Source organism: Rhodocyclus tenuis (assembly GCF_014197755.1).
Classification (GTDB): Bacteria; Pseudomonadota; Gammaproteobacteria; order Burkholderiales; family Rhodocyclaceae; genus Rhodocyclus; species Rhodocyclus tenuis.
This window is the reverse complement of record NZ_JACIGE010000003.1, coordinates 29,011-50,572: the sequence shown is the minus strand read 5'-3', so window position 1 is coordinate 50,572 and position 21,562 is coordinate 29,011. Positions and strand designations below refer to the sequence as shown.

22 protein-coding genes are annotated in these 21,562 nt (G+C 63.7%); 9 read left to right on the top strand and 13 right to left on the bottom strand.

Annotation, left to right across the window (positions count from 1 at the left end; genetic code table 11):
- Positions 1–29: 29 nt before the first annotated feature.
- The 7 genes from flgG (at position 30) to GGD90_RS05235 (ending at position 7,583) form a co-directional block, all read left to right on the top strand.
- Entirely contained in the window at positions 30–812 is a 783-nt protein-coding gene (gene flgG / locus GGD90_RS05265) for a flagellar basal-body rod protein FlgG (protein WP_153115217.1), read from the top strand.
- A gap of 10 nt (positions 813–822) precedes the next feature.
- Positions 823–1,488, top strand: coding sequence for a flagellar basal body L-ring protein FlgH (locus GGD90_RS05260; protein ID WP_153115216.1), 666 nt, complete (start codon positions 823–825; stop codon positions 1,486–1,488).
- 24 nt (positions 1,489–1,512) lie between these two features.
- Positions 1,513–2,646, top strand: coding sequence for a flagellar basal body P-ring protein FlgI (locus GGD90_RS05255; RefSeq protein ID WP_153115215.1), 1,134 nt, complete (start codon positions 1,513–1,515; stop codon positions 2,644–2,646).
- Between the two features lie 40 nt (positions 2,647–2,686).
- The gene (flgJ, locus tag GGD90_RS05250; protein WP_153115214.1) at positions 2,687–3,619 is read left to right on the top strand and encodes a flagellar assembly peptidoglycan hydrolase FlgJ; all 933 of its coding nucleotides are present in this window, start codon (positions 2,687–2,689) and stop codon (positions 3,617–3,619) included.
- A gap of 69 nt (positions 3,620–3,688) precedes the next feature.
- Complete coding sequence (flgK, locus tag GGD90_RS05245; RefSeq protein WP_153115213.1) at positions 3,689–5,758, top strand: flagellar hook-associated protein FlgK; 2,070 nt, start codon at positions 3,689–3,691, stop codon at positions 5,756–5,758.
- 26 nt (positions 5,759–5,784) lie between these two features.
- Positions 5,785–7,113 (top strand): flagellar hook-associated protein FlgL, encoded by a 1,329-nt coding sequence (flgL, locus tag GGD90_RS05240; protein WP_153115212.1) that lies wholly within the window; start codon positions 5,785–5,787, stop codon positions 7,111–7,113.
- Positions 7,113–7,583: a hypothetical protein gene (locus GGD90_RS05235; protein WP_153115211.1), complete on the top strand. Its 471-nt coding sequence runs from the start codon at positions 7,113–7,115 to the stop codon at positions 7,581–7,583. Before flgL ends, GGD90_RS05235 begins: the two co-directional genes overlap by 1 nt.
- Before the next feature lie 18 nt (positions 7,584–7,601).
- On the opposite strand, the gene fliR is transcribed toward GGD90_RS05235, so the two are convergent.
- The 13 genes from fliR to fliF form a co-directional block, all read right to left on the bottom strand.
- On the bottom strand, positions 7,602–8,384 hold the full coding sequence (fliR, locus tag GGD90_RS05230; RefSeq protein WP_153115210.1) for a flagellar biosynthetic protein FliR: 783 nt from the start codon (positions 8,382–8,384) through the stop codon (positions 7,602–7,604).
- 6 nt (positions 8,385–8,390) lie between these two features.
- Positions 8,391–8,660, bottom strand: coding sequence for a flagellar biosynthesis protein FliQ (gene fliQ / locus GGD90_RS05225; RefSeq protein ID WP_153115209.1), 270 nt, complete (start codon positions 8,658–8,660; stop codon positions 8,391–8,393).
- On the bottom strand, positions 8,657–9,448 hold the full coding sequence (gene fliP, locus GGD90_RS05220; protein WP_153115208.1) for a flagellar type III secretion system pore protein FliP: 792 nt from the start codon (positions 9,446–9,448) through the stop codon (positions 8,657–8,659). The genes fliQ and fliP overlap by 4 nt, the downstream gene beginning before the upstream one ends.
- Positions 9,445–9,822 (bottom strand): flagellar biosynthetic protein FliO, encoded by a 378-nt coding sequence (gene fliO / locus GGD90_RS05215; RefSeq protein ID WP_153115444.1) that lies wholly within the window; start codon positions 9,820–9,822, stop codon positions 9,445–9,447. The genes fliP and fliO overlap by 4 nt, the downstream gene beginning before the upstream one ends.
- A gap of 219 nt (positions 9,823–10,041) precedes the next feature.
- Entirely contained in the window at positions 10,042–10,458 is a 417-nt protein-coding gene (gene fliN / locus GGD90_RS05210; protein ID WP_153115207.1) for a flagellar motor switch protein FliN, read from the bottom strand.
- Entirely contained in the window at positions 10,451–11,452 is a 1,002-nt protein-coding gene (gene fliM, locus GGD90_RS05205) for a flagellar motor switch protein FliM (RefSeq protein WP_153115206.1), read from the bottom strand. Before fliM ends, fliN begins: the two co-directional genes overlap by 8 nt.
- A 6-nt stretch (positions 11,453–11,458) precedes the next feature.
- Positions 11,459–11,995 carry a flagellar basal body-associated protein FliL gene (gene fliL, locus GGD90_RS05200; protein ID WP_153115205.1) on the bottom strand — a complete coding sequence of 179 codons (537 nt, stop codon included), beginning with the start codon at positions 11,993–11,995 and terminating at the stop codon, positions 11,459–11,461.
- Positions 11,996–12,040: 45 nt separating this feature from the next.
- A complete protein-coding gene (locus GGD90_RS05195) occupies positions 12,041–13,051 on the bottom strand; it encodes a flagellar hook-length control protein FliK (RefSeq protein WP_153115204.1) in 1,011 nt (336 codons plus the stop codon).
- A 101-nt stretch (positions 13,052–13,152) separates the two neighbouring features.
- A complete protein-coding gene (fliJ, locus tag GGD90_RS05190; protein ID WP_153115203.1) occupies positions 13,153–13,605 on the bottom strand; it encodes a flagellar export protein FliJ in 453 nt (150 codons plus the stop codon).
- Positions 13,606–13,662: 57 nt separating this feature from the next.
- The gene (gene fliI / locus GGD90_RS05185; protein ID WP_221227671.1) at positions 13,663–15,051 is read right to left on the bottom strand and encodes a flagellar protein export ATPase FliI; all 1,389 of its coding nucleotides are present in this window, start codon (positions 15,049–15,051) and stop codon (positions 13,663–13,665) included.
- A gap of 290 nt (positions 15,052–15,341) precedes the next feature.
- A complete protein-coding gene (gene fliH, locus GGD90_RS05180) occupies positions 15,342–15,911 on the bottom strand; it encodes a flagellar assembly protein FliH (protein WP_153115202.1) in 570 nt (189 codons plus the stop codon).
- A 171-nt stretch (positions 15,912–16,082) separates the two neighbouring features.
- Positions 16,083–17,081, bottom strand: a complete 999-nt coding sequence (fliG, locus tag GGD90_RS05175; RefSeq protein WP_153115201.1) for a flagellar motor switch protein FliG — start codon at positions 17,079–17,081, stop codon at positions 16,083–16,085.
- The gene (gene fliF / locus GGD90_RS05170) at positions 17,071–18,816 is read right to left on the bottom strand and encodes a flagellar basal-body MS-ring/collar protein FliF (RefSeq protein ID WP_153115200.1); all 1,746 of its coding nucleotides are present in this window, start codon (positions 18,814–18,816) and stop codon (positions 17,071–17,073) included. Before fliF ends, fliG begins: the two co-directional genes overlap by 11 nt.
- A 103-nt stretch (positions 18,817–18,919) precedes the next feature.
- On the opposite strand from fliF, the gene GGD90_RS05165 reads away from it, so the two are divergent.
- Together GGD90_RS05165 and GGD90_RS05160 are read left to right on the top strand one after the other, a co-directional pair.
- Positions 18,920–20,116, top strand: a complete 1,197-nt coding sequence (locus GGD90_RS05165) for a sensor histidine kinase (RefSeq protein WP_153115199.1) — start codon at positions 18,920–18,922, stop codon at positions 20,114–20,116.
- A complete protein-coding gene (locus GGD90_RS05160) occupies positions 20,113–21,528 on the top strand; it encodes a sigma-54-dependent transcriptional regulator (RefSeq protein WP_153115198.1) in 1,416 nt (471 codons plus the stop codon). Before GGD90_RS05165 ends, GGD90_RS05160 begins: the two co-directional genes overlap by 4 nt.
- Positions 21,529–21,562: the final 34 nt, after the last annotated feature.

Sequence of the window (21,562 nt, the reverse complement as noted above, 5' to 3'; positions counted from 1 at the left end):
CCGAATCAGTACAACAGGACCTCAAGACCATGATCCGCTCCCTCTGGATCGCCCGCACGGGCCTCGACGCGCAGCAGACGCAGATGGACGTCATCGCCAACAATCTGGCGAACGTCAGCACCAACGGTTTCAAGCGCGCCCGCGGCGTCTTCGAGGATCTGCTCTACCAGACGATCCGCCAGCCCGGCGCACAGTCATCGCAGCAGACGCAGATTCCCAACGGACTGCAGCTCGGCACCGGCGCACGGCCGGTATCAACCGCGCGCATCCATACCCAGGGCTCGCTGCAGCAGACCGGCAACGACCTTGACGTGGCCATCGACGGTGCCGGCTTCTTCCAGATCCTGTTGCCTGACGGCACGATTGCCTACACGCGCGACGGTTCGTTCCAGAAGGATAATCAGGGGCAGATCGTCACCGCCAACGGCTATCCGGTGCAGCCGAACATCACCATCCCGGCCGACGCCTTGACGGTGACCATCGCCAAGGACGGCATCGTTACCGTCACCCAGCCGGGGGCTACTGCGGCGACGCAGATCGGCTCCTTGCAGATTGCCACCTTCATCAACGTCGGCGGTTTGCAGAGCATCGGTGAAAACCTCTTTCTCGAAACCGCTTCCAGCGGCACGCCGACACCGAACACGCCGGGAGCCAATGGCGCCGGGGTGTTCAACCAGCGCTACGTGGAAACCTCGAACGTCAACGTCGCCGAGGAACTGGTGACCATGATCCAGACGCAGCGCGCCTACGAACTGAATTCGAAGGTGGTGTCGACCTCCGACGCCATGCTCGCGCGTCTGACGCAACTGTAAAGGAGCTGGCATGAACAGGCCGACGACTTTCCTCCTGCTGGCGACACTTGCCCTTGCCGCGTGCACAACGGTGCCGCCGACCAACGTGCATCAGCCGATGTCGGCGCGGCCGGCCTCGCGCGGCGAGGTCATCGCGGCCAACGGCGGCATCTTCCAGTCCGGTGCGGTGCGGCCGCTGTTCGAGGACCGTCGCGCGCGCTACGTTGGCGATACGCTGACGATCAACATCACCGAAAACACCTCGGCGTCGAGCAAGGCCAACACCAAGACCGAGCGCACCGGCAACATCAACGCATCTGTCGGCCCGGTGACCGGGTTGCCGGTCAAATCCCTGCAGGGACTCGGCGTCACGGCGAGCGATACCAACAACTTTGAAGGCAAGGGCAACGCCGCCGCCAACAATGTGTTCACCGGTTCGCTCACGGTGACGGTCATTGAGGTATTGCCTAACGGCAACCTGCTCGTTTCCGGCGAAAAACAGGTCGGCATCGGCTATGGTCAGGAGTACATCCGCCTCTCCGGCGTCGTCAATCCGCTGTTCATCACTTCGGCCAATGCCATCAGCTCAGGGCAGGTCGCCGACGCGCGCATCGAGTACAAGGAGTCCGGCGTGATCAGCGAAGCGCAGGTCATGGGTTGGCTGGCACGATTCTTCCTTAATGTTATGCCGTTCTGATCCAGCAATGAACGGGTGCGCAAAATGGGTGGTCTGGCGGTTCGCAGCGGCAAGTTCCTGATCCACGCGGCAATAATTGCCTTCGCCGGCTTGCCGCTCCTGTGCGCGCCGGCTTTTGCCGAGCGCATCAAGGATCTCGCCTCGGTCGAGGGTGTGCGCAACAACCAGCTGATCGGCTACGGACTCGTCGCCGGCCTCGATGGCAGCGGCGATCAGACGACGCAAACGCCATTCACCACGCAGAGCATCGTCAACATGCTCTCGCAACTTGGCGTGACCTTGCCCGCAGGGCAATCGCTGCAGCTGAAGAATGTCGCGGCGGTAATGGTCACCGCCAGCCTTCCGGCTTTCGCCAAGCCGGGTCAGCAGATCGACGTCACGGTGTCGTCGCTCGGTAACGCCAAGAGCCTGCGTGGCGGCACGCTGCTGATGACGCCGCTGAAAGGCGCCGACGGGCAGATTTACGCGATGGCGCAGGGCAGTATCCTGGTCAGCGGTGCCGGCGCTTCGTCGGGCGCGAGCAAGGTCACGGTGAACCATCTCTCGGCCGGGCGCATCGCCGGCGGTGCGACGGTCGAACGCGCCGTGCCGACGCCGCTCGGGCAGGGCCCGTTTGTGCATTACGAGATGAGCGACACGGACTTCGGCACCGCCCAGCGCGTCGTCGAAGCGATCAACCGCGACAGCGGCGCCGGTACGGCGCAGGCGGTCGATGGCCGCGTCATCCGCGTGCGTGCGCCGGAAGAGCCCGCGGCGCGCGTTGCCTTCATGGGGCGTATCGAGAACCTCGACGTGCGTCCGATGCAGTTGCCGGCCCGCGTGGTGATCAATCCGCGTACCGGCTCGGTGGTGATGAACCAGAAAGTGACGATCGATCCCTGCGCTGTCGCGCACGGCAATCTGTCGGTGGTGGTCAGCAACGATCAGAACGTCAGCCAGCCGAACGCCTTTTCGCAAGGGCAGACGACGACAAGCAATCAGGCCGATATCCAGATCAAGCAGGACGGTGGTGCGCTGATGAACATCAAGGCCGGCGTCAATCTGGCCGACATCGTCAAGGCGCTGAACGCGCTGGGTGCCAATCCGCAGGATCTGCTGGCCATCCTGCAGGCGATGAAGTCAGCCGGTGCCTTGCGTGCCGAACTGGAAGTGATCTGATGACGGCGCCGCTATGCGCTCTTTGCGGCAGGGCGCCGGCATGAAGGCCAGCGACCTCGACGCCAACCGTTTCGTCCTTGATGTCAAGGTGGCGGGTGATCTGCGCAACAAGCTCAAGCAGGATCCGCAGGGCGGCCTCAAGCAGGCGGCGCAGCAGTTCGAGGGAATGCTGCTGCAGATGATGCTGAAGAGCATGCGCGACGCAACGCCGCAGGATGGCGTGCTCGATAGCGACCAGACGCGCTTCTTCACCTCGATCATGGACCAGCAACTGGCGCAGAACCTCTCGGCGCAGGGCAAGCTGGGCTTTGCCAAAATGATCGAGAAGCAGCTCGGACGCGGCATGGCATCGACCGACGCCACTTCGCCGACGACGTCGCAAGTGGACGCCTCGCTGGAAACCCTGCAGCAGGTATTGCTGGCGCGGCAGGCGGCAAAAACTGCCGCGGCGGCTGCCGCCCGCGAGGCGACGGCAACGGCTGATGCCGGTACAACGGCCGGCGGCGACAGCCGTGAGTTCGTCAACAAGATCTGGTCGCAGGCGCAGGCAGCGGCGGCGGCGCTCGGCGTACCGGCACAGTTTCTGGTGGCGCAGGCGGCGCTGGAGAGCGGTTGGGGCAAGAGCGAAATCCGCGCCGCGGATGGTTCGCCGAGCTACAACCTCTTCGGCGTCAAGGCCGGGCGCGGCTGGCAGGGCGCGACGACCGAAGTGCAGACCACCGAATACGTCAACGGCGTCGCCCAGACAAGCCGGGAGAAATTCCGTGTGTACGGGTCGTACGCCGAGGCATTCAACGATTACGCCAGCGTCCTGCGTGGCAGTTCGCGTTTTGCCGGTGTCCTCGGCCAGCAGGATGGCACGCGCTTTGCGTCTGCCTTGCAGGGCGCCGGCTACGCCACCGACCCGATGTACGCCGACAAATTGAGCCGCATCATCAACGGATCGACACTGCGCCAGGCCTTGGTCGGTTAGTCCTCAGGCGCGTTGACCTAAACATTGCGACGTATTTGCCGTTAGCAGACTGGAACCCGAGGTAAAGCCATGAGTACAGGAATCTTCAATATCGGTATCACTGGCATGAATGCCGCCCAACTCGGCTTGATGACGACCGGGCACAACATCTCCAATTCCGATACCCAGGGTTATAACCGGCAGCGGATTATCCAGGCGACGGCGATTGCGCAGTCGACCGGTGCCGGTTTCATCGGTCAGGGAACGACGGTCGTCACCATCTCGCGCAGCTACAACAGCTTCCTGCAGGAACAGATCAGCCGCGCGCAGACGACCTCCAGCGAGCTGGATACCAACTACACGCAACTCACCCAGATCGACAACATGCTGGCGGATACCGATGCCGGCTTGTCGCCCGCGTTGCAGGACTTCTTTTCCGGATTGCAGGAGGTTGCTGCCGATCCCTCGTCGATTTCGGCGCGGCAGACCTTCGTTTCATCGGCGCAGTCGCTGGCGACGCGTTTCCAGACGCTGGAGGCGCGCCTGAGCGAACAGTATGAGGGGGTGAACGAACAGATTTCGAATACCACCGATCTCGTCAATTCCTATGCGCAGCAGATTGCCAAGCTCAATCAGAGCATCATTCTGGCGAAAGCCGGCTCCGGCCAGCCGCCGAACGATCTGCTCGACCAGCGCGACCAGTTGCTGGCCGACCTGAACAAGGAAATCAAGGTCAGTACCGTCACCGAGGCCAACGGCAGCGTTTCCGTGTTTGTCGGTTCGGGCCAGCAACTGGTGATGGGACCGATCGTGAATAAGCTCGACGCGCGCCCTTCCTCTGCCGACAGTGAGCGCCTCACCATCGGGCTCGTCACCGGATCGAACTACCAGGAGCTGCCGGAACGGCTGATCGTTGGCGGCAATCTGGCCGGCTATCTGCGCTTCCGCAGCGACAGCCTCGACGGCGCCGCCAACGCGCTCGGCCAGGTGGCCGCCTCGCTGGCCAACGTGCTCAATACGCAGCAGTCGCTCGGCCAGGATCTGCTCGGGCAGACGGTCGCGAATGTCCCGGGTTTCGCCGCGCAGCTGTTCGTTTTTGATACGACCAACGTGCCGAAGATCATCGCCAACACCAACAACAGCGGTACGGCGACGATCTCGGCAACGGCCGCCACCGCTGCCGGGCAGACCGCCGGCTACCTGGTGAACACCGCGGGCAGCAATCTGTCGACCGAACTGACCGCTTCGGACTATCGGCTGCGTTTTAGCAGTGCAACGACCTTCACGGTTACCCGCCTGTCCGACGGCGTGGCGGTGGCGACCGAAGCCGACCTGACCGGCTCGACGATCAGCTTCGATGGCCTGTCGCTTGATGTGAACATGACCGGCGCGCAGGCCAACGACAGTTTCCTGATCGAGCCGACGCGCGAGGCCGCGCGCAACATATCGGTCAATCCCGCGATCATCAGCGATCCGCGCCTGATCGCCGCGGCAGCGCCGATCAAGTCGGCTGCCAGCAGCGCGAGCAATACCGGCAGTGGCGCCATTACGGCGCCAGTGGTGTCGCAAGGCTATACCATTCCGGCCAGCCCGATTACGCTCAGCTACTCGGCGACAACGGTGCCAGTAAGTTTCTCCGGCTTTCCCGCAGGCTCGACAGTCACCGTCAAGAGCGGCACGACGACCAGTACCTACACGATCACGGCAGCGACCGATCCGGTGCCCTACACTGCCGGAGCAACGGTCAGCTTCAACGGCATCAGCTTCCAGATCAGCGGCGCGCCGGCCAACGGTGATTCATTCACCCTCCAGGCGAATACCGGCGGCGTGTCCGACTCGCGCAATGCGGTGATCATGGGCTCGCTGCAAACGCAGAAGACGATGCTGGGTGACGCCAGCGGCGGCAAGGCCAACTTCCAGGACGTTTATGCACAGCTCGTCTCGGCGGTCGGCAACAAGACGCGCGAGCTGGAGATTACCAGCAGCGCGCAGGCCAGCCTGCTCGAGCAGGCACAGTCGGCGCGCGATTCGCTGTCGGCGGTGAATCTTGATGAAGAGGCGGCCAATCTGCTGCGCTACCAGTACGCCTACCAGGCCTCGGCGAAGATGCTGCAGATCGGCAGCGAGCTGTTTGACACCGTTCTCTCGCTCGGCAACTGAGCTCGACCGAATCAGGAGCAGCAATCATGCGCGTCAGCACCTCCCAGATCTACGATAACGGCATCAGCGGCATTACCAGCAATCAGGCGACGCTGTACAAGACGCAGGCGCAGTTGGCGGCCGGCCGGCGCGTGCTCACGCCATCCGACGACCCGGTTGCCTCGGCGCGGGCACTGGTGGTGACGCAGTCGCTCAACGTCTCCGAACGCTACATCGAGAACCAGACGACAGCGAATTCGTCGCTGGCACTGGTCGAAGGCTATACGCAGTCGGCGGTAAATCTCATCCAGAACGTGCGCGAGCGGCTGGTCGAGGCCGGCAACACCTCGCTGACCAATTCGGATCGCCAGGCGATTGCCACCGAACTCGAGGCGCGCCTGCAGGAGCTGGTCGGTCTGGCCAATTCGCAGGATGGTGCCGGGCGCTACCTCTTTTCCGGCTACATGAGCAGCACTACGCCGTTTTCTACCGATTCGACCGGAAAGATCACCTACAACGGCGATTCCGGCGAACGCCTGCTGCAGGTCGAGGCCACGCGCTTCATGCCGGCCAGTGTCGCCGGCGACGACCTGTTCGTGAATTCGCGCATGGGCAACGGCACCTTCGAAACGCGCACTGGCGGCAATCTCAGCGTCAACGGCGCGCCGCCGCCGGCCTACACCAACAATGGCTACAACACGGGTACCGCGATGGTGACTCCCGGCTCGGTCAGCGATCCCGCGAAATGGGCGTCGGCCAACAATCCCCGCGATTTCATGGTGCGTTTTTCCGTCGCCACGGCGGCCGATGGTACGAAGACGACCACCTATCGACTGTACGACAACCGCAACCCGGCCAATCCGGTTGACATCTCCGGCGCCGCCCAGCCCTACGTGGCCGGTCAGGCCATCGCGCTCGCTGACAACACGGCGGTGCCGGTGGAAGACTATGGCGGTTCGTTCATCGTTAAGGGCGCGCCGAACGATGGCGACAGCTTCACCGTTACGCCGAGTGGCACGCAAAGCCTGTTTGCCACGCTGGAAAACGCCATTGCAGCGCTGAATACACCCGTCGGTACGACCTACACCTCGACGCAACTGGTCAATGACATCGCCGCCGAGTTGAGCAACATCGACCAGAATCTCGACAACGTCAATCGCGTGCAGGCCAAGCTTGGTGCGCGCATGAACGAACTGGACTCGCTGCAGGCAACGTCGGAGAGCGTCAGCGTGCAGTACAAGACGACCATTTCCGGTCTTGTTGATCTCGACTACGCGAAGGCGATTTCCGACTTCGCCAAGCAGCAGACGCAGCTTGAGGCAGCGCAGGCGTCTTACGCCAAGATCATGCAGCTCGGTCTGTTCAACTATCTGTGATGGCCTGCCTGCGCAGCCTGCTCCTGATCGCCGCCGGCGGCCTGCTGGCAGCCTGTAACACGGTCAGCGGCAGCTATCCGCGCAGCCCGCTGATCTCGCAAAGCGCGACGATTCGCCTGACTGAAACTACTTCGCTCTCGTTCGAGGAGCTCTTGGGTGCTGCCGCCGTCGGCGCGGTGATCTACATGGTCTATGACCCGCTGGCACCGAACTGGACGATCGAGGAGCGGCCGCTTGACAAGGAAACCTTCGCGCTCGCCCTGCGCGCCAAGAGTTTCCGCATTGGCGGTGATGGCGAGTCGATGCAGATCTTCAGGCGGCGTGCCGAGCAACTGCAGCGCGAAAAAGGCTACACGGCTTATCGCATCCTCGATTACAGCGAAGGGATCGATTCGGGTACGCCATTCACTCACCGCACCTCGCAGGGAATCATTCAGCTCGTCGGCGCCGGACCGATTCCCGCGCGCTGAGCGCGCCGCGTTGCGGATTCAGGTCGCCGGAACAAAGTAGCCGAGCATTGAGCGCAGGGCGAATTCGAACAGTTGCTGCAGCGGCGCGGCCATATAGGGCAGGCTGAAGAGCAGCACGGCAAAGCCGAGCGCCAGCGTCAGCGGAAAGCCGACGGCAAACAGGTTGAGTTGTGGCGCGGCGCGGGTGAGCACGCCGAGCGCGACGTTGGTGATGAGCAATGCCACCAGCAGCGGCAGCGACAGCAGTACGCCATAGGTGAAAATCACCATGCCGGAATTGGCAATGTTGAGCCAGGAACCGGCTGCCGGCAGCGCCAGCGCCACCGGCAAGGTGGTGAAGCTGTGCGCCAGCGTCGCCAGTACGATCAGATGGCCGTTGATCGAAAGAAAAACCAGCAGCGCCAGCAGGTTGAGAAACTCCGACAGCACCGGCGTCTGGCCGGCGCTCTGCGGGTCGAAGAAGGTGGCGAAGCCAAGCCCCATCTGCATGCCGATCAGGTTGCCTGCCATGTCGATGGCGGAAAATGCCAGGCGCAGCGCGAAACCCATCGCCAGACCGATGAGGACCTGTTGCGCCAGTATCCACAGGCCGGCGCCGGAGGCCGGTTCGATCGGCGGCATCGGCGGCAGCGCCGGCGTCAGGGCGAGCGCAATCGCGATGCCCAGAGCGAGACGTATGCGTCTTGGCATGCCGCGGTTGTTGAACGGTGGCGCGGCTGACAGCAAGGCCAGGATGCGCGCCAGCGGGAAGAAAAAGGCGGCGATCCAGGCGTTGAGTTCGGCGCTGCTGAAGGTGATCATCGCCGCTCAGCCGATGATCTGCGGAATGCTCTCGAACAGGCGGCGCATGTAGTCGACCATCAACTCCAATATCCACGGGCCGGCGAAGATCAGCGTGATGAACATCGCCACCAGCTTCGGGATGAATGACAGCGTTGCCTCGTTGATCTGCGTTGCCGCCTGGAAAACGCTGACGATCAGGCCGACCACCAGTGCCGCCAGCAGCAGTGGTGCCGAGACGATCAGCGTGATTTCGATCGCCTGGCGACCGACATCCATGACCAGTTCGGGCGTCATGTATTGAAGCTCTGCACCAGCGTGCCAAGCACCAGATGCCAGCCGTCGACGAGGACGAACAGCATCAGCTTGAATGGCAATGCGACCATCACCGGCGACATCATCATCATGCCCATCGACATCAGCGCGCTGGCGACGACCATGTCGATGACGAGAAAGGGAATGAAGATCAGGAAGCCGATCTGGAACGCGGTTTTCAGTTCGCTGGTGACAAAAGCCGGCACCAGCACGCGCATCGGAATGTCGTCGGGTTTTTCCAGCTTCGGCGTGTTCGCCATGCTGGCGAAAAGACTGATGTCCGTTTCGCGGGTCTGGCGGAGCATGAAGGCACGCACCGGTACCGCGGCTCGGTCAACGGCCTGGTTGAAGGTGATGCGGTTCTCGGAAAGCGGCTGATAGGCGTCGGTGTACACCTTGTCGAGCACCGGCGACATGATGAAGAAGGTGAGGAACAGCGACAGCCCGACCAGCACCTGGTTCGGCGGCGAACTCTGCGTGCCGAGCGCCTGGCGCAGCAGCGAGAGGACGATGATGATGCGCGTGAAGCTGGTCATCATCAGCAAGGCGGCCGGGATGAAGGTCAGCGCCGTCAGCGTCAGCAGCGTCTGGATCGTCAGCGTGTAGTTCTGGCCGCCGCCGGGCGCCGGCGTGCTGGTGAAGGCCGGCAGGCCACCGGTGCTCTGCGCCGCTGCTGCCAGCGGTAACAGCAATGCCAGCGTGCCGAGCAGGGCCGGCAGGCAGCGCAGCGCGGCCGGTGTCTGCTTGCGCACTGGACAAGCGCTGCTCATGATTTGCGGCCGATCATCTGCGCCAGACGGCTGGCGAAATCACCCTCGGCACCGCTGGTGGCGGGCAATTCACCGCGCGGCAACGTGTGCAGGGTACGCATCTGGCCGGGAGCAAGCCCGACGACAATCCAGGTGTCTTCGATTTCAACGACGACGATGCGCTCGCGCGTGCCGATCATCAGACCGCCAACCATGCGCAATGGGCCGCTGGCGCCGAAGCCGCGCCCGCCGTTGGCGCGGCGCAGCAGGTAGGCGGCAAAGAAGAGTACGCCGATGACGGCGAGCAGGCCGAGCGCGGTTTGCAGGATGGCGCTTGCCGGTACGCCGGGCGCCGCCGGTGTGGCAACCGCTTCGGCAAAGGCCGGCCAAGCCATCAGCTGGAGAGCGGCGGCAACAACGACTGGACGAAAATAGGGAGGCAAGATGGTCGGCCGTGGAAGGAAGGCAGGGCTGAGACCGCAACGACGGCGGGATCCTTGCCCCGCCAGCGGCGGCGACGCAAGTGCTGGCCGCTATCTTAAAGGAAGGCGGAGGCCGGGGGAACTCCGTATTTGCCGGCTGTCCTCAGTCTGAGTGCGTGCGCTGCAGCCGCCTCAACGGCCGAGTTTGCGCATGCGTTCCGAGGGCGTGATGATGTCGGTCAGGCGGATGCCGAACTTGTCGTTCACGACGACGACTTCGCCTTGCGCAATCAGCGTGCCGTTGACCAGAACGCTCATCGGCTCGCCAGCCATTGCGTCGAGTTCGACGACCGAGCCGTGCGCCAGTTGCAGCAGGTTGCGGATGGTGATCTTGGTGCGGCCGAGCTCGACGGTGATCTGGACCGGGATGTCCAGAATCATGTCGAGCTCATTCATCATCGTGCCCTTGCCGCTGGGCTCGCTGAAGGTCTGGAAGATCTGCGCGGGCGCCGGCGTCGGCTCGCTGACCGCCTGTTCGGCCATGGCCGCGGCCCAGTCGTCCTCGCCCACGTTATCGGCGGCGCTACTGTTTTCGTTCTCTTCAGACATGCGTCTCTCCGAGCAGGGAGTCTGCTTCCGCTGCTATGAATCGTTCGACTTTCAGGGCGTACTGGCCATCCTGCTGGCCGTAGCGGCATTCGATCAGCGGCACGTTGTCCACATGTGCGGTAATCACGTCCGGGATCGACACCGGAATGATGTCGCCAGCCCGCATGTTGAGGATCTCGCGTAGCGATACCGTTGCCGTCGCGAGGTTTGCGGTCAGTTCGAGTTCGGCGTCCTTGAGCTGGCGGCGCAGCATCACCACCCAGCGCTTATCGCTCGATAGCTGGTCACTCTGCATCGAGCTGTAGAGCAGGTCGCGGATCGGCTCGATCATCGAATACGGGAAGCAGATGTGCATTTCGGCCGTGGCGCCACTGAACTCCAGCGTGAAGGTCGTCGATACGACGATTTCCGATGGCGTTGCGATGTTGGCGAACTGCGAGTTCATTTCCGAGCGGATGTACTCGAAGGTCAGTTCGTACACCGGCTTCCACGAGCGCTGGTATTCATTGAAGACGACTCCGAGCAGGCCGTGGATGATGCGCTGTTCGGTCGCAGTGAAGTCGCGTCCTTCGACGCGCGTATGGAAGCGCCCATCGCCGCCGAACATGTTGTCGATGACCAGAAAGACCAGATTCGGATCGAAGACGAAGAGCGAGGTGCCGCGCAGGGGTTTGGCAACGACCAGATTGAGATTGGTCGGAACCACCAGATTGCGGATGAACTCGGTGTACTTCTGCACCCGGATCGGTCCGACTGAAACTTCGGTGTTGCGGTGCATGTAGTTGAAGAGACCGATGCGCAGGTAGCGTGCGAAACGTTCGTTGATCAACTCCAGCGTCGGCATGCGGCCGCGGACGATGCGTTCCTGCGTGCCGACGTTATAGGCGCGGACGCCGTTGGTGCCCTCGTCGGCCTGTTCAGGCTCGTCAGCCTCTCCGGTGACGCCCTTGAGCAGGGCGTCAACCTCGTCCTGGGAGAGAAAATCCGAGGCCATGAAGGCTTACTGGATGATGAAGGAGGTAAACAGCACTTCCTTGACCGGGCCGTTTTCGGGCTTCATTCCCGGAGCAAGTACGCTGTTCATCTGGGCTCGTAGTTCGCCGGCAAGCTTTTCCTTGCCTTCCTTGGGCAGCAGTTCGGACGCCTTCTTGTCCGAGAGCAGCAGCATGACCTTGTTGCGCAACTTGGGCATGGACGCCTTCAGGCTGTCACCGGTCTCGATATCGTCGACCTCGACCGAGATCGACAATTGCAGATACTGGTCACCCTGCTCCGGGACGAGGTTTACGGTGAACACTTCAAGTGGCACGAATACCGCTGGCGCTTCCTTCTCGCCCTTTTTCTTCTTGGCCGGCTTGTGCGTTTCGACCGCGGCTTCGTCGTCGCCCTCGGCCTCGGCATCAGCCTTGTGCAGCATGAAAAAGGCAGCTGCGCCGCCAGCGACGAGGACCAGAACGAGCGCGACGATGATGATCAGAAGCTTCTTGCTCTTCTTCGGTGCTGCCTCGCCTTCAGGCTTCACTTCCTTGGTGGCCATTCAGTGACTCTCCATTGGTTTTCTCTCGCGACCGCCCGCGCACGCTCAGGCAAAGGTGTCGACCAGCCCGAGGCCGCTCTGGCTCCCCGTGCTGCGCGCGCTGCCGCGAGTGTCGGCGGCAAGTATAGCTGTATCGTCGCGCCAGCGGGTTGTGCCACCACTGCCTTCATCCGGCGCGGTTTGCTGGCGGAATGACTCGCTGCTGACGTTGGCTTGACCGAGCTCGATACCGACGCCGGCGAGCATTTCACGCAGCTTCGGCAATGCTGTCTCGATCGCGTCACGGACTTCGGCGTTGGGCGAGACAAATACTGCGGTCGCCCCGTCCTTGCTCAGGTTCAACGATATTTCTATCGGCCCCATTTGCGGCGGGTTGAGGGTCAATTGTGCACTTTGCTTGTCGTTGCTGGCGAGCCAGACAACCTTTTGCGCGAAATCTGCTCCCCAAGCGCGGTCGCGCACTGGTGTCGCGACATTCTGTGTCCCGTCGTTGCTCGTCGCGACGGGAGGCGAGTGGCTTGTGCCATGCACCGGCCCGACGTTTGTCGTCGCCGGCGATTCCTTGCCGGCTGCGGCGAAAGACAGCTCGGCACGCAGTGCATCGCCATTCGCCGCGGCAAATTTTGCCGCGCCGGAATCGCTTTCTCCCGCGGCGATTGTCAACAGATCCTTGGCAGTGGCGTCTCCGTCAGCTGTACTGCCCGGCGTGCCAACGCCAGTCGCGATCGGTCCATCCTGGTTTGTCGCCGATTCTCCGCCTGCAGTCGTCAATGCGACGATTTGTGGCGTGATCAGTCCGAGTGTGGCGAGAAACTCGCTACCATCGCTGCTGCCCGCCTCCTCCGTCAGCAGCGCTTCCTCCGCCTGGGCTGGCGGGGTGATGGCCGGCAGTTTGCTGACCAGTCCTTGGCCGAACAGTTGACCGAAGAGGAGTGCGGCGAAGTTGCCGCTGTCGGTCGTGCTGCCGCCTTCTGCAGCCGGATCGGCAATGGCGGGAGGGGATTTACCGGCTGTTGCCGGCTGGCTGACGCTCGGGGTGACGACGGTAATACCCATGATGGTTCCCGGAAAAGGCCTTGTGCTTTCTAAGCAATCCTTGTACCAGAAGCCTGGGTGGTCACCCGATGGGCGCTTGATCTCCGCGGCTGACTGAACGATCAGTCGCTTTCAAGCTTGCTTGCCCCGGGTGAGCGCGCGGCGAATTCATCGAGCTGCTTTTGCTCCTGCCGCGCTTCGCGCACGATTTCGACGGCGCGATGGCGCTCTGACAAGGTATCGAGGGCCTTCAGCTTGACGCGCTGCTCCTGCCACTGCACCTGTCCGGCGGCGGTGCGCGTTTTCTGCAGGCCGACGGCACGCCCTTGCTGTTCGATGGCTTCGTCGATTCGTCCAAGAAAGTCCTGGAAATTGCGCCATTCGGCCGGGCTCAGGCCATTGCCGGCAGCCTGCTGGAAGCGCGTGGCATAGTCGCTGCGGTACTGCTGCAGAAGTTCCAGTTTGCTGCGGGCGTCGTTTTCGGCGGCAATCAGCTGCGCCAGACGGCGTGTGGCATCGTCGGCACGCGTCTGCATCAGCTCAAGAACGGGTTGCAGGGAGAATGGGCGGGTCATTGCGGCGGCCTGATCTAATGCTTCATTCTAGCAGGCGGCCAGGTGCTCTCCGGCGAACTACACCACGTCAAAGAGCTGGGCCAGTTGCTCGAGACTCTCGGCAAAATCAGCGCGCTCGCCGAGGTTTTGCTGCAGGAAGCGTTCAAGCCGGGGATGCATGGTGATCGCCAGATCGAGTTGCGGGTCCGACCCGGCGACATAGGCGCCGACGCTGATCAGGTCGCGTGAGCGTTGATAGCGGGCGCTCAGCTGTTTGAAGCGACGGATGCGTTCGAGGTGCGTCGGCGTCACCAGATTGACCATGGCGCGCGAGATCGACTGTTCGATGTCGATCGCCGGGTAATGCCCGGCATCGGCGAGCAGCCGCGAGAGAACGATGTGGCCGTCGAGGATGGCGCGCGCCGAGTCGGCAATCGGATCCTGCTGGTCGTCGCCCTCGGCGAGAACCGTGTAGAAGGCGGTAATCGAACCGCCACCCTCGGCGCCATTGCCGGCGCGTTCGACCAGTTGCGGCAGGCGCGCGAAGACCGACGGCGGGTAACCGCGCGTGACCGGCGGTTCGCCGATGGCCAGGGCGATTTCGCGCTGCGCCATCGCATAGCGTGTCAGCGAGTCCATGATCAGCAGCACCTGCCGCCCCTGATCGCGAAAATACTCGGCAATCGCCGTCGCGTAGGCGGCGCCTTGCAGGCGCATCAGCGGACTGACGTCGGCCGGTGCGGCGACGACGACCGAGCGTTTCCGCCCTTCCTCGCCGAGAATCTGCTCGATGAATTCCTTGACCTCGCGGCCGCGCTCGCCGATCAGGCCGACGACGATCACTTCGGCGGCGGTATAGCGCGCCATCATGCCGAGCAGCACGCTCTTGCCGACGCCGGAGCCGGCGAACAGCCCCATGCGCTGGCCGCGGCCGACAGTGAGCAGCGCGTTGATCGCGCGCACGCCGACATCGAGCGCCTGTTCGATCGGCGCGCGCGACATCGGATTGATCGGGCGGCTCTGCAGTGGTTGCAATGCCTCGCTGTGCAGCGCGCCGAGGTTGTCGAGCGGCCGGCCGGCGCCGTCGAGAACGCGGCCGAGCAGCGCGTTGCCGACCGGCAGCAGCTTGGCGCGGTCGATCGCACGCCGGCGGAACGAGCGCGGTTGTCCTACCTTGGGCAGCGCCGGCGGTGCCTCCATGGCGACGACGCGCGCACCCGGTGAAAGACCGTAGACATCCTCGGCCGGCATCAGGAACAGGCGTTCGCCGTTGAAACCGACGACCTCAGCCTCGATCGGCGAGCCGCCGGCAGGCAGGATGCGGCAGGAACTGCCGAGCGGCAGCTTCAAACCCGCGGCTTCCATCACCAGGCCGTTGATTCTCGTCAGGTGACCACTCGCGAGCAGCGGGCTGGCCTGCCTCGCCGCATCGCGGCACTGGCGGAGAAAACCGTTCAGGATTGCCAGTCGCTGGTTTTCTTCCGCAGCAGTCGCCGTTGCCGCAGCGCCGTCAGCCTCGGCAGATGGCGCAAACGCGGTGATGGATTCAGCGTCTGCCTGCGGTTCGTCAGCGAGAGTGCCAACGTCTGGCGTGGTGGCTAGCGAGGCCTCACTCAGCGGCACACCGTCGGCTGCGCGAAGCGTATCGGTCGTGTTTGCTGCGGCAGCATGCCTCGCGGGTTCAGCCGGAGCGTCTGCGTCAGATATTGCTTCGCTCGTTTCCCCGGTTCCGGATTCGTCCATCGAACGGCCCCCGTTCAGCGCGGTGGCGCCAGCCAGTCGCTGCGCGCGCCGATGGTGTCGATGACCCGGCGGAAACGACTTTGCAGTGTGGCGTCGACTTCACTGGCGCCGATCTCGATCCGGCAGCCGCCAGCGGTGATCGCCGCGTCCTCGACGATGCGCCAGGCGTTGTGACTGAGTTGCTCGCCGAGATGGCTGCGTACCAGTGCCGCGTCATCGGGGTTGAGGAAGAGCAGTGGATGGCCGTGATGCGCCGGCAGCGTCGCAATCGCCTCGCGTACCACCGGCAGGATCAGCTCGGGCTGGATGCGCAGGCTGTGGCGCAACACCTGACTCGCCAGTTCGACGGCAAGGGTGAGCAACTGGTCGGCGAGTTGCTGGTCGCTCTGCGACAGGGCCTGCGCCAGCTCCTGCATCAGTGCTTCCAGACGGGTGGACTCCTCGCGTCCGCGTGCCACGCCCTCGGCGTAACCCTCGTCGCGGCCGTTCGCGAGTCCCGTTTCGTAGCCGGCTGCGTGGCCGGCGGCATAGCCGCTTTCCTGCGCTTCGCTGTGGATGCGCTCGATTTCCTCGGCGGTCGGCAACTGCAGCGTCGGGTCGTCGACCAGTTCGCCGCCATCGCCTGCCGCTTCTTCGGCGGCGGCGGGGCGGCCGCTTTCAGTTGCGCTTCGCGCTCGGCCTCGTCGAAGGCAGCGACTTCCCAGCGCTGGTAGGCGGTCAGTTTTTCCCGCGGAATGAAGCCGCTCATCGCCGCCTCAGACCATTTCCTCGCCGCCCTTGCCGCCGATCACGATCTGGCCCTCGTCGGCGAGGCGACGAACGATCTTGAGAATTTCCTTCTGCTCGGCTTCGACTTCGGACAGGCGAACCGGGCCGCGTGCTTCGAGGTCTTCGCGCAGCATTTCGGCGGCGCGTTGCGACATGTTCTTGAAGATTTTCTCGCGCAGTTCTTCCGACGCGCCCTTCATCGCCAAGATCAGCGAATCGGACTGGATTTCGCGCAGCAGCAACTGGATGCCGCGGTCATCGATGTCGAGCAGGTTCTCGAAGACGAACATCTCGTCGATGATCTTCTGCGCGAGGTCGGGGTCGTATTCGCGGACCGCGTCGACCACCGTCGTTTCGTTGGCCGTGCCCATGAAGTTGAGGATTTCGGCAACGGTGCGCACGCCGCCCATCGCCGCTTTCTTGACGCTGGCCGAGCCGGAGAGCAGACGCAGCATGACCTCGTTCAGCTCCTTCAGTGCTTCCGGCTGTACGCCCTCGAGCGTGGCGATACGCAGGATGGTGTCGTTGCGCAGGCGCTCGGTGAACAGATTGAGAATCTCGCTGGCGTGGTCGCGTTCCAGATGGACGAGGATGGTGGCGATGATCTGCGGGTGTTCGTTGCGGATCAGATCGGCAACGGTCGGTGCGTCCATCCATTTCAGGCCTTCGATACCGTTGGTGTCGCCACCCTGCAGGATGCGCGAAATCAGGTTCGATGCCTTGTCGTCGCCGAGCGCCTTGGTCAGTATCGAGCGGATGTAGGCATCGGTATCGACATGCACCGCGGCCGACTCGGCAGCCACGCGATGGAATTCTTCCAGCACTTCCTCGACGCGCGCGCGCGGCACCGACTTCAGTGCCGCCATGGCATGGCCGAGGCGTTGCACCTCGCGCGGGCCGAGATGCTTGAGCACCTCGGCGGCGTTGTCTTCGCCCAGCGCGATGAGCAGGATCGCGCTTTTTTCGACTCCGTCGTCAGCTGCCATTGGCGCCTATCCAGTCCTTGATGATGTTGGCGACGACCTTCGGGTCCTGCCTGGCCAGTTCGCGTGCCTCGTCGATCTTCTTCTGCAGTTGCTCGGCGGCACTGAGCTCGATTTCCCCGTCTTCGCCGGCAATGATGTCGATGCCGTCGATGTTGACCGTTTCCGGTTCCGGCGGCGGGAACATCGTCTTCACCAGCGGGCGAACGACACCGAGCAGCAGGTAGGCAATGATGGCGGCGATGGCGGCCCAGAACAGCAACTCCTTGCCCAGCGAAACAACTTCCGGATCCTTCCACAGCGGCAGCTCGTCGGCCTTCTCCGCCAAAGTGAATGGCGCGTTGGCCACCGACAGCGTATCGCCGCGTTCCTGCGTGTAGCCCATTGCCTCGCGCACCAGATCGTTGATCTGCTTGATCTCGGCATCGCCGAGCGGCTTCGTCGTCGGCTTGCCGTCCTTGCCGACGTCCTTGCGATGGTTGATCACCACGGCGGCCGAGAGGCGCTTGATGACGCCGACCGACTGCTTGGTATGGCGTACGGTGCGATCAACCTCGTAGTTGATCGTCGAATCCTTGCGCGTCGAGATCGGCGAACCCGCGTTGTAGATCGGCGCCTGGACGCCGGCGGCGTTGATCTGTCCCGGCGCCTGTTGCCCGGGCGGGACCGCCGTCGTAGCGCCGCTGCCGCCGGCACCGGCAACCGGTGGCGCCGTCAGCGGGGCGGTCGCCGGCACGGGGGGCTGGTTGGTCAGCGCGCCGGGTACGCCCATCGGTGTCGGATTGACGCTGGCCGTTTCGCTGGTTTGCTGGCTGCGGATGGTGATGTCCGGCGGCGTCGTGTTCGGCCGGTTGGTTTCGGCGGTCTGCTCCGATTGCGAGAAGTCGATGTCGGCGGCGACCTGGACGCGCGCGTTGTCCTTGCCGACGATCGGCGTCAGGATGTCCTCGATGCGCTTGATGACGCTCGCTTCGACTTCCTGCACGTACTTGATCTGCGTCGGATCGAGGCCGGCCTCGAGCAGCTTGCTCTTCAGCTGCGAGATCATCGCGCCGGACTGGTCGAGCAGGGTGACGCTGGCCGGTGCCAGTTGCGGCACGCTGGCAGCGACGAGATTCTGGATGCCGGCGATCTGTGCCGGTTCGAGCGCGCGGCCGGGGTACAGGTTGAGCAGCACCGACGCGGAAGGCTTCTGCTCTTCGCGCACGAATACCGAGGGCTTCGGAATCGCCAGGTGCACGCGTGCCGCCTGAACAGCAGCAACCGACTGGATGGTGCGCGCCAGTTCGCCTTCGAGCGCGCGCTGGAAATTGACCTGTTCGGCGAACTGGCTGGTGCCGAACTTCTGGTTTTCCATCAGTTCGAAGCCGACCGAGCCGCCTTTCGGCAGACCCTGCGTGGCCAGGCGCAGCCGCACTTCATGCACTTTTTCGCCGGGCACGAGGATGGCGGTGCCGCTGTCGCTGAAACGGTAGGGAACGTTGAGCTGTTCAAGCGCCGTGATGATCGCGCCGCCGTCGCGCTCGCCGATGTTCGAGAACAGCACGCGGTAGTCGGGCTGGCGCATCCAGATCGCCGATGTGACCAGTAGCGCAAGGATCGCCGCGAGGGTGACGCCGAGCAGGATCTTTTGCGTGCTGGACAGGCGCGCGAGGGCTTCGCGCAGGCGGTCGAGCAGGACGCTTAATTGCCCCGGAGTCGGGGTTTCGCCGGCAGTGCTGTCGGTGGTCGCCGCCATGGGTCAGTCGGTGAGAAAACTCTGAAATTAATCAATCGGGAAGCGAAAGACGCTGAGAATTATTCTACTATTGTAGCTGCTAAAACACGGGATTCTCCTACGAATGAGCGAAGTGGCGCAAAACGCTGCCGGCGAAGCTCCTGCCGGCAAGGCGCAGGAGTTGCAACGCGCCTTTGATGTCTTCAATCAGGTCTCTCTCGAACTTGCCCAGGCCTATGCCGGACTGCAGGCGCGCGTCGAGTCGCTGACTGCCGAACTGGCGACGGCCAACGGCGAGTTGCGGCGGCAATATCAGGAAAAGGAAGCGCTCTCCGAACGGCTGTCGCTGTTGCTCGCGGCATTGCCGGCGGGAGTCGTCGTTCTCGACAGCCGTGACCGCGTCAGCGAGGCCAACCCGGCTGCGCAATCGATGCTCGGTGATGCCTTGCCCGGTGCCGACTGGTCGGCGCTCGCGCATTCCCGCCTAGTGGCGACGGAAGCCCCTGAAGAGTGGCAGGTCGACGCGCGTCGCGTCGCCATCGCCGAAAGCGCGCTCGATTCTGCGGGCGGGAGAATCCTGCTGATTCACGATGTTACCGTTGCCCATCGCCTGAAGGCCGATCTCGAACGCAACCAGCGTCTGGCGGCAATGGGCGAAATGGCGGCGTCGCTGGCGCATCAGTTGCGCACGCCGCTGGCGACGGCGCTGCTCTACAGCGCCAACCTGGCGCAGCCGGAACTGGCCGAGGCAGCACGCCTGCGCTTTGCCGGCAAGGCGACCGTGCAGTTGCGGCGGCTCGAGCGGCTCATCCAGGACGTGCTGCTGTTCGCGCGCGGTGAGAGCATTGGACGTGAGGCGATCGACGCCGCGCCGTGGCTGGCTGAGGCGGCACAGACGCTGGAGCCCCTCTGTGCAGAAAAAGGCGTCGTTCTCTCCGTCGTCGTCGATGACGGCGACTCTATAATCATGGGCGGACGCAAGGCATTGTCGGGAGCCTTGCTCAACCTGCTGGAAAACGCCCTGCAGGCCTGCGAACGTGGCGGCGAGGTCGCCTTGCTGGCAAGTGTCGACGATGGTCGTTTGCGCGTCGCGGTACGCGATACCGGGCCGGGAATCGCGCCGGAAGCGCAGGCGCGTATCTTCGAACCCTTCTTCACGACGCGCGGGCAGGGTACCGGTCTCGGCCTGGCGATTGCCCTCGGTGTCGTGCGTGCGCACGGCGGCACGATCGAGGTGCATTCGGCGCCGGGCGCCGGATCGGAATTCGTCATGTATTTGCCGGCAGGCGTTGCCGCCGGTCTGGAAACGGAAAGAGAATGAGCCAGGGATTGCCGATACTGGTCGTCGAGGACGACAGCAACCTGCGTGAAGCGGTGTGCGATACGCTCGAACTCGCCGGACTGGCGACGATTGCCGCCGATGGTGGCGAGGCAGCGCTGGCAGTGCTTGAGGCGCAGCCTGTCTCGCTGGTGCTCAGCGACGTGCGCATGTTGCCGGTCGATGGCATCACGCTGTTGAAGGAAGTGCGCAGCCGTTTCCCACATCTGCCGGTGGTGCTGATGACCGCCTTCGCCGATGTCGACCGCGCGGTCGAGGCGATGCGCGCCGGTGCTTGCGATTTCCTGCTCAAGCCTTTCGAACCCAAGGCACTGCTCGAGCACGTCGCGCGTTACCGCCTGCCCGAGGCGATCGTCGACCGGCGCGTGGTCGCACAGGATCCGGCCAGCCGTAATCTCTTCGCGCTGGCGGCGCGTGTCGCGCAGACCGATGCGACGGTCTTGCTCACCGGCGAGAGCGGCGTCGGCAAGGAAGTGGTTGCCCGCTACATCCACCAGCAGTCGGCGCGGCGCGAGGGGCCGTTTGTCGCCATCAATTGCGCGGCGATTCCCGACAGCCTGCTTGAAGCCACGCTGTTCGGCTATGAAAAGGGCGCATTTACCGGCGCGCAGACGGCGCAGGCGGGCAAGTTCGAGCAGGCGCAGAACGGCACCCTGCTGCTCGACGAGGTGACCGAAATGCCGCTTGGCCTGCAGGCCAAGCTGTTGCGCGTGCTGCAGGAACGTGAGGTCGAGCGCGTCGGCGGCAAGAAGCCGGTGCCGCTCGACATCCGCATCATCGCCACGTCGAACCGCGACATAGCCGAAGCGGTCGCCCGCGGCGCCTTTCGCGAGGATCTTTTTTACCGTCTCAACGTCTTTCCGCTGCTGATCCCGGCGCTACGCCAACGCCCCGAGGATATCGTTCCACTGGCCCGGCGTTTCCTTGCCGAACATGGCGGACGTCCCGGCTTGCATCTGAGCCCCGCGGCGGAGGCGAGCTTGCGCGCGCGGCGCTGGCCAGGAAACGTGCGCGAGCTGGAAAACGTCATGCAGCGTGCGCTCATTCTCTGTGGGGGCGACTGCATAGAGGCTGACGCCTTGAGTCTGCCAGGCGCCGAGGCGGTTGCCGCGGCAACTCCAGTCATTCCCGCGGTTACGCTCCCCGTAGCGGCGGCGCCCGTGCTGGCGGCAGGTGCGGCGCTGCCTGGAGTTACGGCTGTTTCGGTGCCGGCACCGGAGCTGGCGGCGACGAAAACCGATAACATGCGTGATCTTGAACGCTTGCATATTCTCGAAACGCTGGCGTCCGTCGGTGGTTCGCGTAAACTGGCTGGCGAACGCTTGGGTATGTCGGAACGCACTTTGCGCCACAAACTCAAACAGTATCGGGAAGCGGGCCTGTTCAACGAGTAGCGCTGGCGCGCTTGTTGCATGGTGTCGGGCAACA